We start from the raw sequence: 12528 nt of genomic DNA on the forward strand, positions 1-12528 counted from the left end.
AATGAATTTTAAATATGCCAATCAAAAATTACCATTTGATTGGCATTGTAATATTTTCTTAACAATAAAGGGATACATATGCTAATTCACTCTTTTGAATTTCCATTACCTGATAATTTAGAAGTAAAAAAAATTTTGCAATTAGCGTGCGATTGGATTATTGGTAGTAAGCATTACACCTTATCAAAAGATGACTTTAATGGACTACTTGACAAAACTGATGAAATTATTGAAAAAGGAAATGAAAAAGTAGAATTTGGATATGCAAATTTTCCAAATATATCTTCTTCAATTGGAGGGATTAGATTCTCAAAACAAGACGAAGATAATACTACTTGGGTGACAACTATTGTTTCGTCTAAAAATCATAACCAACATTTTATTAGTATTCAATTAAGTTGCGAACTATCTCAAGCCTCCTTGCAAATACCTAAGGCTAAAAAGCCATATATTATTAAACAAATTCTAAAAGAATATAGTGGAGGCATGGATGGACAAATTCCTGTCTCAGATAAGGCAATTCTTTTAAAAGAAGGTGAAGAAGAAATCGCTGCAGCATTGATTCAAGATGCAGCAGAAAATATTTTGCCTATTGTCTACATTAGCTATGATCCTGAATTAAATCAACATCTAATAGATTACAAAAAAATTGCTAAAAATCTTTCTGGAAATGCGCATGTAATTGTAGAACCAAGCCGTAAATTCTCTATGAAATTAAGAAGCCTCTCAAATGCTAAAAATGTATTTAATGGTACAATTGGCGTTTACTGGCCTCAAAATGGACGAAAATCATATTTCCTTACTGATTCTATTAATACACCGAATAAGCTGGAACGTAATATTCAAGAAGATATTATTCAAGCATTACTAAACAAAAGACAGACAACACAATGCAATTGGTTATATTTAAAAGAATGTATTTCAAAACAAAGAATTGATCAATTAAGAAAAAATTCTACTGATGTAAACGTAGAAGAATATATTAATGCATTTGATGATGAATTAAGAATCAAAGAAGAAAGACTAAAAGAGGCAAATAAAGAAATTGCAAAGCTAGAAGCAGAAAATCGAAGATTAAATTCTACTAATTTTAGTCGCTCTCAAGGAGTCTTAAACTATGGAAACGAACAAGATTTATACGATTATGAAATCCGAAGTTTTGTAGTAGATGCTTTAAAGTATACTTTGGAAAATAACACAATAAAGGATTCTAGAAAATATCATATATTGTATGACTTATTTAATCATAATAAATTAGATGAAAAAAAAGATCTTCGAATCATAAAACAAGATAGACTTAAACGTATTATGAATGATTATCAAAAAATGACTCCTAAGACTTTAGAGGAGTTAAAAAATTTAGGGTTTGAACATTCAGATGAAGGGAAACATCATAAATTTGTTTTTTCCAATGATGACAGATACACTGCACCCATTTCTAAAACAAGTAGCGATTATCGTGCAGGTAAAAATTTCTCACGAGATGTAGCAAATAAAATTTTTAAATAAATTTTCAAAGGGCGTAATTCACACACGCCCTTTTATTTGAATCTTTGATATTAAAGCTAATTATTCCTGCTCAACCGTAAAAAACAGTTCTTCCTGTTTCAAAGCATTGCCGTCTGCATCGGTCAATGCTGCTTCTACTGCGGAAAACTTGATCACGGCAAGGCTGAGGCTACCTTGTTCAGTCAGTGCCGTGTTAAGGATGACGCCTGCTTCTTCTTCGCCGACTTTGACGGCAATACCGGCGGCTTCTAAAGAATCGCCGCTTAATACGGTCAGACCGCGTTTGACTTGGCCTCGGTATTGGGCGCGGGCGATGATTTCTTGGCCGGGGTAGCAGCCTTTACGGAAATGGACTGCGCCGATGATGTGTTGGTTCAGCATTTGGGCAACAGCCGCTTCTTTGGTTGCGGCGCAAATCCACGGATAGCCGCTGCGGATTTCGTGCAGGTTCCACGCGTTTTCGGCTCCTGATTGATATTCGGCTGCGTTTTCAGCTGCTGAAATTTTCAGACGGCCTGTGTGCGGCAAGGCAATTTCTATGGTGTTTTCTTGAATTTGAGCTGGGAAAGACAGTTGCGGTTCGGCAGCAGGATGAGGTTCTGCATTGTCTGCCAACTCGCCGCTGACTGCTAAATCAGGCATCAGCTCGAAGACGACTTTTGCACGCAAGACGAACATTCTCAGGCGTTTGACGATGGCTTCGGCCAGGTCTTGCGCCATGACCAACAGTAAATCTTCTCCGCGATTGACGACCAACATATTCGCCAACACACGGCCTTTAGGCGTATTGTATGTGGCGTAACATGCCTGACCGATAGCTAAATTATTAATATCATTGGATAATTGACCATGAAGAAATGAAGCTCTGTCTTCACCGCTGACACGGACAACGCCGAAAAAAGGCAGGCGGGTTTGCATAATCGACTCCTTAAATTGTAGATGCTGAATTATCGCCCAAATTGCTGCTTATTATCAAATAAATTCAGGCCGTCTGAATGTTTCAGACGGCCTGTTGTTTAGGTTCAAACAATCAAAATTATTTGATGCTGACTTTGCGGATAATCACGGCTTCGGTTGGAACATCTTGGTGGAAGCCGCGTGTCGCTGTTTTTACTTTGCTGATTTTACGGACGACGTCCATGCCGGAAGTAACTTTACCGAAAACAGCATAGCCGTAGCCTTGAGGGGTTTTGCTTTTGAAATTCAAAAAGTCATTGTCTGCTGTATTGATAAAGAACTGGCTGGTTGCTGAATTCGGATCGCCGGTGCGCGCCATGGCGATGGTGCCGACATTATTTTTCAAGCCGTTGTATGCTTCATTGGTGATGGCTTTATCGGTGGGTTTTTGAACCATATTCTCGGTAAATCCGCCGCCTTGAATCATAAAATTGTCGATAACGCGGTGGAAAATCGTGTTGTCGTAAAAACCTTTTTTGGCGTAATTGACAAAGTTTGCCACGGTTTTCGGCGCTTTGACTTCATCCAGCTCCAGTTGGATGTTGCCCATATTGGTTTCAATCACGGCATGGGTAACCGCTTGCGCTTGCACGGAAAGCGAGAGTGCGAGGGCGCACAGGGTCAGTTTGATGGATTTTTTCATATGTCTTCTCGAATAATGTATTGTGAAAATGGAATATTAACCTTGTTTCGCGTGAAATCCATAAAAAACATGTAAGATTTTTCAAGCAAAAAACATAAGGCAATCAAATCAGGCCGTCTGAAAAGGGATAAAAACCAAATTCTTGCTTTTTATCATTCCTTTTCAGACGGCCTGCTATTACAGTCAAACCGAAATCAGATTAGAAATCCAATTCCGCTTTCAGCCAGTAAGTGCGCGGCATACCAACGACGGCGAAGCTGCGGTCGAATTTGCCGCGCTGTACCTGCCAGTAGTTTTTGTTGAACAGGTTTTCTACCGAGCTGCTGACGGTCAGAGTGTTTTTGCCGAGCTTGGTTTTGTAGCGCGCACCTACGTCAACCAAGGTATAGGACGGGAAGGCGTATTGTTTTTGCGTGTCTTGGTAAGACTTGCCGAAATACGAAACGTTGCCGTTCAGGGTCAAGCCTTTGGCAAACGGGGTGTCCCACTCAATGCCTGCTTTGGCAATCACGCGCGGGTTAGCGACTTGTACGCCGTTAACCAGCATATCGCGTGAATTTGGGTAGTCTTTCACGGTCGATTGCAGATACATCAGACCCAAAGTCGGACGCAAAGTATTGTTGAGCAAGTTCGCGTAGGTGTTGAACTCGATACCGCGGCTGCGTTCCATGCCTTGTTCGTCTCCGGACGCGCCGCCTTGGGCTTTATAGCGGGCAAAATCAGAATTGTTGCCGTAAGTCAGGCTGCCGTTGGTATTGGTCTGACCGCGCCAGTAGCCCGGACGTTTGATTTGGAACGCGTTCAACGTGGTCACGAAATTACCCCAGTTTTTGCGCACGCCGACTTCAAACTGACGGCTGACACGAGGTTTGGACATCGTAGTTTCGTCGGAATCATCGGTTTTGATGTCGGCAGGCTCCAAGTCTTCCATATAGTTGCCGTAAACGACCAAATCAGGTTGCGGCACCCATGCGGCCATCAGCATCGGGCTGAAGCGTTTGGCATCGCCGCTTTGAACCGGTTTACCCTTTTGAGCCGGTGTCTTGTCGGTGTATTCGACATATTGATAGCGGCCGCCCAAAGTCAGACGGTATTTGTTGTCGGCAAAGCCCAGTGTATCAGACAAGGCTAAGCTGTTGACTTTGATGTTGGCATCAAGATAGGCAGAGCTTTCCCAATCGGTTGCATAGTCAGGTTGGAAAGAATCAAGTTGCGCTGCAATATCACCGTTTGTCTTAATCACGGCACTGCTGCTGCCTGCCGCCGAACCGCGCAGAGTGGCACGTTGTCGGATGATGCGGTCGAAGGCAGTGCTCCAGTTGTGGCTGACCGGACCGGTTTCAAACTCGCCGCGTGCGGACAAATTCATACTCAAGGTACGGAAATACTGGTCAGTCAGACGTACCGTACCGGTCGTATATTGATGACCATCAGCACATGCTTTAGCACTTGAAGTTGTTGAATCCCATTGTGTCGTTGATGTAGCGTTTGAATTTATAAGACGAGTACGAGCAGCATATGAATTACAAACTGTCGGAGAAATCAGCGTACCGTAATAACGCGCTTTGTTGTAACCAATACCGCCGGTAATTTGCGCATTTTCAAACGCATCCCATTCGAAAGTCAGCATATTGGTTTGACCGACGGTATTTTGCCAGTTCCAAGAAGGCAGCAGGTTGGTCTTACCGTCAGGTGCATCAAACAGACGGCCTTGCAGGTTTTGAATATCCTGCATACGCGCGCGGCCGCCGTTAGTTTTACGTTTTGCGTAGATAGAGTCGAGCGCTACGCGCAGTTTTTCGCCGCGATAATCTGCATTCAAAGCAAATTCTTTGTTGTCTTCACTGTAGCCGTGACGCGGGGTATCGCCGTGGCGCAGTTTTCCATTGGCGCGCACGCCGAATTCTTTGTTTTCGCCGAAGCGTTGGCCCAAGTCGAATGTGCCTTGGGCGCGGTTGTTGCTGAACCAGCCCAAACCGATTTTGCGGTTACCTTCGTCGGCGGCTTTTTTGGTTTCGATATTGACGGAACCGGATACCGCGCCTTCAGGGTCCATGCCGTTTACGGCGGTGGATGCGCCTTTAATCAGTTGCGCGGAGCCGACTTGCACGCTGGCCGTGCCTTGTGTGCCGTACATACCTGCCAAACCGTTGACGCTGAATTGGCGCGCATCAAGCTGATAGCCGCGGAAATACAGACCGGTCAAGGTGTTGCTTTCACCGCCAAACTGCCAAGTCGAAGCGTCTTTTTTCGCTACGGCATCCACCAAAGTACGCGCTTCGGTATTGTTGAGGGCTTTTTCGTCGTAATTGACGACAGTAATCGGAGCGGTAAAGGCATTGGCTTTACCCAACACACCCAAATTCACACGGTCGCGCATATCGCCGTCACTAGCAATAGAATACGAGCGCGCAGCCTTCACGCGTTTGGCGTTGGCTTGGACTTTGACTTCCTGCACTTCTGCATATGCTTCGGGAGCAGAAGTGGCTTCATCGGCGGCGTAGGCGAATGCGCTTGCAACCACAAGCGGCATCAGGGCTAATTTGCTGTTCATAAAATACCTTCTGATTTGAAATATTAATAATTCTTATATCGGGTAAAGAATTACAAAGTAATTTAGTTTTGCGATTATATTTGATAAGATTTCCGCTTTCCATAAAAACAAATAAGAACCGTTTGTAAAAACAAAAAATACAACAGTTCGGAAAACTATTATTACAGTTACCATAGTCAAATAAATTTGTCGTCCTTTCAGACGGCCTTTACTTCCTTTCAGAGAACACCTCATGCAAAAATGGCAAATCGAGCTTTATTCCACGCCGTCTTGGCTGTTACAGACCTTATTGATGGTCGCCGCCGCCTCGGCGGTGATTCTGTTTTTGGCACGCGAAACGCGCTTCGGGCGCGAGTTTGCCTATATCCTGCGCCTGTGCCTGACGCCGAAAAGTACCGTCAAAGTTTTGCTGCTGATTACGGCGATGATTACGCTGCTGTTAACCGAAGTACGGCTGAACGTATTGAGTACCTTTATGTCCAAAGGGCTTTACGATTCGATGCAGGATTTGAACGCCTCCGCGTTTTGGATGTTTGCAGCGATGAACGCGGGCGTGGTGTTGATACGGGCGTTTAACAACGTCGTCAACGATTTTCTCGATCAAGGCTTGGCGATTAAATGGTCGGAGCGGCTCAATGAAGTTTTGACTTCGCGCTGGCTTGCCGACAAAAACTACTACCGCCTGCAAATGCGCCGCCATGCACCGGACAACATCGACCAGCGTATCCAACAGGACGCGCAGGATTTCATCGCTTCGACCATCGAATTTGTGCGCGGCATGGTCAATTCGGTCGTTACCTCGCTGGAATTTGCCGTTGTTTTGTGGGGCTTGGCAGGCATCCTGACCGTATTCGGCTTTGACATTCCGCGCGGCATTGTTTGGTTCGTCTTTATCTTTGTGATTTTGGCGACCTTTATCGCCATGTGGATAGGCAACCCTTTGATTCGTTACAACTATGAAAACGAAAAGCTCAACGGCGACTACCGTTACTCCCTCATCCGCGTGCGCGACCACGCCGAAAGCGTGGCGTTTTACAGTGGCGAAAAACACGAACACGACCAGCTTGCCAACCGCTTCAAAGCCATCATCCGCAACCGTTGGCGCATCGCCCGCCAAAGCGTCTGCTTAAGCGGCTTTAACGACATGTTTACCAACGGAATCAAGCTCTTCCCCATTATTTTGCAAGCCCCGCGCCTGTTTGCCGGACAAATCAAAATCGGCGACATCCAGCAGACCGTCCAAGCCTTCGCCCGACTGCAAAACGCCCTGTCCTTCTTTCGGATGTTCTACAACAAATTCACCGCCTACCGCGCCCGACTGGAGCGTCTGTACGGATTTTTGCTGAGTACGGAAGAACAACACAGCGCGCAGCAACCCGACATTACCGAAGTTTCAGACGACCTCTCGCTGGAAAACGTCGCCCTGTTCCGCCACAACGGCGAAATCCTGTTGAGCGGCATCAACGTCAACCTCAAAAGCGGCGATTCCCTGCTGATACGCGGCCCGAGCGGTTGCGGCAAAACTTCGCTGCTGCGCGCGCTGGCGGGGCTTTGGCCGTTCGGCAGCAGCGGCAAAGTCAGCCGTCCGCCGCATCAAGACATCCTCTTCCTGCCGCAACGCCCGTATACGGCGCAAGGCAGCCTGCGCGACGCGATTTGTTACCCCAACATCGACAAACAGCATCCCGAACTAGCCGAAGCCATGAACACCTGCCGCTTAGGTTATCTAATTGATAAATTGGATAAAACCGACGACTGGCAACACAAACTCTCCCCCGGCGAACTGCAACGCGTCGCCTTCATCCGCGCCCTGCTCTCGCAGCCCAAAGTCATCCTGCTCGATGAAGCCACCGCCGCTTTGGACGAACCGACCGAAGCCATGCTCTACCGTGCCCTAAAGCAAAAACTGCCCGACAGCATCATCATCAGCATCGGACACCGCAGCACGCTCAACGAATTCCATGATTTATGCCTCGATGTCGGTCATGTAGAATGCTGAATTAATGGCATACCAAAGGCCGTCTGAAACAGTGAAAAACGAAATCCAACGATTTTGTCATCGCCGTTTCAGACGGCCTTTTCAAACGCCATGGCATGTTTATTTGCTATACTCTGCACTGTGTTAACGTCGTCTAAAAAATATTTATGAAAACCCTGGCCCTTATTCCACATTACAACCATCCGACCACCATCAGCCACGTTGCCCAAACCATGCGCGGCTTCGGTTTAAACGTTTTAATTGTGGACGACGGTTCACGCGAAGAATGCAAACCTGTATTGCAGGCTTTGGTTTCAGACGGCATTGATGTCCTTTACCGTCCCATCAACGGCGGCAAAGGCGCAGCGGTCAAAACCGGCTTGGAATACGCTCAAGAACATAGTTATACCCACGTCTTACAGGTTGATGCAGACGGCCAGCATTGCTTGAGCGACACACCCAAACTCCTCGCCGCAGCAGAACAAAACCCCGAAGCCGTTGTTTGCGGCTGGCCGCAATACGGCGATGACGCGCCCAAAGCACGGCTTTACGGACGCAAAATTACCGATTTCTGGAATATGCTGCACACTTGGTCATGCGACATCAAAGACGGTATGTGCGGCTTCCGCCTCTATCCGCTTGCACCCGCGCTATCCGTTGTCCGCGAAGAAACCGTAGGCGACCGCATGGACTTCGACACGGAAATCCTTATCCGCCTGTACTGGCGCGACGTCAAACCGGTTTGGATTAAAACACCCGTCCAATACGCCGCCGACGGCGTGTCCCACTTCGATGCCTTTGCCGACAATGTCCGCATCAGCAAAATGCACACACGGCTGTTTTTCGGCATGTTGAAACACCGATTAGGTAAAGTTTTCGGAAAGGCCGTCTGAAACCATGACCGATAATAAACAAACCCATTGGGCGGCGCAGCCCGAACGCGGCAGCCGCCTGTTTCTCACTCTGACCACATTGATGGTGCGCTATCTGCCGGCTTTTTTCATGAGACCGTGCATTTGGTTTGTGGTGCTGTATTTTTATGCAACCGCGCCCAAACCGCGCCGCCATGTCTTACGCTATCAAACCCGTCTTCAGACGGCCTTTCCCCATATCGTCCTGCCGAAACACAGCGTATTCAAACAATTCATCGCATTTGGCGAAGCGGTTTGCGACCGTTTTGCCGTGTGGCAACGCAAAATCCGTTATGAAGATTTGGTGATTGAAGATCCGGACGACATCTATTCGCAAATCAAGCGCAACGAACGCGGCCAGATTTTTGCCTGTTCGCACTTGGGCAATACCGAAGTTTGCCGTGCGCTGGTGTCGCACCATAAAGATTTCAGACTCAACGTATTGGTGCACAGCAAACACGCGCAGGCATTTAACGAGGCATTGCAAAAAGCCGGTGCAGATCATATCCGTCTGATTCAAGTAACAGATTTGGACACCACCCTGATGATGGAATTGAACAGCCGTATCGAAAACGGCGAATGGATTGCCATCGCGGCCGACCGCGTGCCTGTACGCGGCGAGAAAACCGCCGACATTAATTTCTTAGGCCATACCGCCCCTATGCCGCAAGGCGCGTGGCTGTTGGCTTCGCTTTTAAAAACACAGGTAAATACACTGTTTTGCGTTAAACAAAACGGCCGCTATCATTTGAAACTGCGCCGCTTTACCGATACTTCCAGCTGGAAACGCGGCAGCCGCGAGGCTTCCGTCAAAGACGCAATGCAGGGTTTTGCCGACATTTTGGCGCAAGAATGTGCGCAAAATCCGCTACAATGGTTCAATTTTTATGATTTTTGGGGCGAAGACGCCGTCTGAAACCATCACACTCACTCTTTTAAACCATGAAAAAACACATCTACTGCCAACACAGCTTTGAAACCGAAGTTCCTTTTTTTGACGTAGATGCCATGCACATCGTGTGGCACGGCAACTATGTCAAATACCTTGAAACCGCACGTTGTGCTTTTCTGTCTTCCATCAGTTACGACTACAACGAAATGGGACGGCAAGGGTACAGCTGGCCGATTGTGCAGATGAACCTCAAATACATCCGCCCTGCCCGTTTCGGCCAAAAAATCCGCGTTGATATGGACATTGTCGAAATCGAAAGCTGCCTGCGTATTGATTACACCATTTACGATGTTGAAACCAACGAAAAACTGACCCGCGCTTCAACTACCCAAGCCGCAGTGTCGCTTTCAGACGGCCTGATGCAGTTTCAAACGCCGGACAGCTGGTTGGAAGCAGTAAAAAGACATCCGACATTTAAGGCCGTCTGAAAAATTTAGAGATTAAATAACATATTGCCTGCTTATCAGCATTACCCTTTATAATTTTAAGTTTCCGTTTCAGACGGCCTTTATCCTCAATCCACACACAATTATGCTACTAAACCTCAACCGCTTTGCCTTTCCTGTTTTCTTAAAAGAAACCCGCCTGCTTACTGCCCTCGCCCTGCCTATGCTGTTGGCGCAAGTGGCGCAAGTGGGTATTGGTTTCGTCGATACGGTGATGGCCGGTGGCGCAGGTAAGGAAGATTTGGCCGCGGTGGCTTTGGGCAGCAGCGAATTCTCGACGATTTACATTACCTTTATGGGCGTGATGGCGGCATTGAACCCGATGATTGCCCAGCTATACGGCGCAGGTAAAACCGAAGAAGTTGGCAAAACAGGAATGCAGGGCATTTGGTTTGGCTTGTGTTTGGGCGTATTCGGCATGCTGTTGATGTGGGCGATGATTATACCTTTCCGTCATTGGCTGACATTGAACGATTATGTCGAAGACACGATGGCGCAATATATGTTCTTTACCAGCTTGGCAATGCCAGCAGCCATGATACACCGTGCCCTGCACGCTTATGCCTCCAGCTTGAACCGTCCGCGCGTGATTATGTTGGTCAGCTTTGCGGCATTTGTGTTGAATGTGCCGCTGAACTATGTGTTCGTTTACGGCAAATTCGGTATGCCTGCTTTAGGCGGCGCAGGTTGCGGCGTAGCAACGGCGGCGGTATTTTGGTTCAGCGCATTGGCTTTGTGGCTTTATATCGCCAAAGAAAAATTCTTCCGTCCGTTTGGTTTGACGGCAAAAATCGGCAAACCTGATTTGGCGGCTTTCAAACAGATTTGGAAAATCGGCGCACCCATCGGCTTGTCTTATTTTCTAGAAGCCAGCGCGTTTTCGTTTATCGTCTTTTTGGTGGCACCATTCGGCGAGGATTATGTCGCCGCCCAACAAGTCGTCATCAGCCTGTCGGGCATTTTGTATATGGTTCCGCAAAGCGTCGGCTCTGCAAGCACGGTACGCGTAGGCTTTTCGCTCGGGCGGCGCGAGTTTTTGCGGGCGCGTTATATTTCAGGCGTTTCGCTGGTGTTGGGCTGGGTACTTGCCACCTGCACCGCGCTGCTCTTGGTCATCTTTCGCTTCCAGTTGGCCAGTATATACACCAACGATGCGGCAGTATTAGGCATTGCCGCGACCGTTTTATTTTTCGCCTCCCTATTCCAACTGGCAGACGCTACCCAATGTATCGCTTCATATGCGTTGCGCGGCTATAAAGTGACCAAAATGCCGATGTTCATCCATGCCGCCGCTTTCTGGGGCTGCGGCCTGTTGCCCGGCTACCTGCTTGCCTATCATGTCGATATGGGCATTTACGGCTTCTGGACCGCGCTGACCGTTTCACTGACGATTGCCGCCATCGCATTGGTATGGTGCCTGGAGCTTTGCAGTAAAGAGATGATCAAATCGCATAAGGCCGTCTGAAAAATACAAGCAGTCTTTCTCCAATGATTACGCTATTTAATCAACGAATTCCTATTTTAAAGTTAAGCCCATGCAACCCATCCAATACCAAACCGACCTCACCTCCTACAACACTTTCGGCCTGAAAGCCCAAGCTCAAGCATTTGTCGCACTCAAACATGCCGACGAGTTGCGCAACATCGTCCGACTGCCCGAGTTCAACCGAGATACTGTGTTATGGCTCGGCGGCGGCAGCAATATCCTTTTGATGGAGGACTACGCCGGTCTGGTTGTTCATATGGAAAACAAGGGAATTCGTGAAATTGAGCATTCAGACGACCTGGTTTATATCGAAGCGCAAGCCGGGGAAATTTGGCATGATTTTGTTTTGCATACGGTTGAACTGGGTTTAAGCGGGCTGGAAAACCTGAGCCTGATTCCGGGTACGGTCGGCGCGTCTCCGGTACAAAATATCGGTGCATATGGTGTTGAAGCGAAAGATGTTATCCATAGCGTACGCTGCTTTGATTTGGATACGGAAACCTTTGTCGAGCTTTCCAATGCCGACTGTGACTTTGCCTATCGTGAAAGCCTGTTCAAACAGGAAGGCAAGGGACGTTATGTGATTGTTTCGGTTGTCTTTGCGTTGAAAGAGCATTTTGTGCCGAACTTGGGCTATGGCGATTTGGCGGCAGCGGTTGCCGAACTGAGCCAAGGCCGTGAGGCGACGGCCAAAGATGTTTCCGATGCAGTGTGTGCAATCCGCAACAGTAAACTGCCTAATCCTAACGTACTTGGTAATGTTGGGAGTTTCTTTAAAAACCCTGTTGTCAGCGCTGAAAAAGCGGCCGATTTGTTGCAGCAATACCCCATTATGCCACGCTATCCGCAGCCTGACGGTTCGGTCAAACTCGCGGCCGGCTGGCTGATTGACCAATGCCGTCTGAAAGGCCATCAGATCGGCGGCGCGGCAGTGCATGACAGACAGGCTTTGGTTTTGGTGAATAAAAACAATGCATCTGCGCAAGATGTCCACCAGCTGGCACAATATGTTTGTAATACAGTATTTACTCAATTTCAGGTAGAATTACACGCAGAACCCAACTGGCTGCCTACTTCATACAGCCTGTAAAA

General features: G+C 47.6%; 10 protein-coding genes. 7 read left to right on the forward strand and 3 right to left on the reverse strand.

Translation table 11 applies throughout. The features are described from left to right. The first annotated feature begins 78 nt into the window (after window positions 1–78). Window positions 79–1509 (forward strand): hypothetical protein, encoded by a 1431-nt coding sequence (locus tag ACTHTA_RS03000; protein ID WP_308887423.1) that lies wholly within the window; start codon window positions 79–81, stop codon window positions 1507–1509. Between the two features lie 60 nt (window positions 1510–1569). Here ACTHTA_RS03000 and ygfZ read toward each other — a convergent pair whose 3' ends face one another. From ygfZ to ACTHTA_RS03015, 3 genes are all read right to left on the reverse strand, one after another. Continuing rightward, window positions 1570–2427 (reverse strand): CAF17-like 4Fe-4S cluster assembly/insertion protein YgfZ, encoded by an 858-nt coding sequence (gene ygfZ, locus ACTHTA_RS03005; protein ID WP_308887422.1) that lies wholly within the window; start codon window positions 2425–2427, stop codon window positions 1570–1572. 118 nt (window positions 2428–2545) lie between these two features. Continuing rightward, window positions 2546–3109: a peptidylprolyl isomerase gene (locus tag ACTHTA_RS03010; RefSeq protein ID WP_070589226.1), complete on the reverse strand. Its 564-nt coding sequence runs from the start codon at window positions 3107–3109 to the stop codon at window positions 2546–2548. Between the two features lie 199 nt (window positions 3110–3308). Beyond that, entirely contained in the window at window positions 3309–5663 is a 2355-nt protein-coding gene (locus ACTHTA_RS03015; protein ID WP_308887421.1) for a TonB-dependent receptor, read from the reverse strand. Between the two features lie 232 nt (window positions 5664–5895). On the opposite strand from ACTHTA_RS03015, the gene ACTHTA_RS03020 reads away from it, so the two are divergent. The 6 genes from ACTHTA_RS03020 to murB all read left to right on the forward strand — a co-directional run bounded on the left by ACTHTA_RS03020 (window position 5896) and on the right by murB (window position 12526). Further along, window positions 5896–7662, forward strand: coding sequence for an ABC transporter ATP-binding protein/permease (locus ACTHTA_RS03020; protein WP_308887419.1), 1767 nt, complete (start codon window positions 5896–5898; stop codon window positions 7660–7662). A 146-nt stretch (window positions 7663–7808) separates the two neighbouring features. Then, the gene (locus ACTHTA_RS03025; protein ID WP_308887418.1) at window positions 7809–8534 is read left to right on the forward strand and encodes a glycosyltransferase family 2 protein; all 726 of its coding nucleotides are present in this window, start codon (window positions 7809–7811) and stop codon (window positions 8532–8534) included. Window positions 8535–8538: 4 nt separating this feature from the next. Further along, window positions 8539–9468 (forward strand): LpxL/LpxP family acyltransferase, encoded by a 930-nt coding sequence (locus tag ACTHTA_RS03030; protein ID WP_308887417.1) that lies wholly within the window; start codon window positions 8539–8541, stop codon window positions 9466–9468. Window positions 9469–9494: 26 nt separating this feature from the next. After that, window positions 9495–9932 (forward strand): acyl-CoA thioesterase, encoded by a 438-nt coding sequence (locus ACTHTA_RS03035; RefSeq protein WP_308887416.1) that lies wholly within the window; start codon window positions 9495–9497, stop codon window positions 9930–9932. 103 nt (window positions 9933–10035) lie between these two features. Next, complete coding sequence (locus ACTHTA_RS03040) at window positions 10036–11415, forward strand: MATE family efflux transporter (protein ID WP_308887414.1); 1380 nt, start codon at window positions 10036–10038, stop codon at window positions 11413–11415. A 70-nt stretch (window positions 11416–11485) separates the two neighbouring features. After that, a complete protein-coding gene (gene murB / locus ACTHTA_RS03045) occupies window positions 11486–12526 on the forward strand; it encodes a UDP-N-acetylmuramate dehydrogenase (protein ID WP_308887413.1) in 1041 nt (346 codons plus the stop codon). Window positions 12527–12528 lie beyond the last annotated feature (2 nt).

The organism is Neisseria sp. P0013.S005 (genome assembly GCF_051958425.1).
Lineage (GTDB): Bacteria > Pseudomonadota > Gammaproteobacteria > Burkholderiales > Neisseriaceae > Neisseria > Neisseria subflava.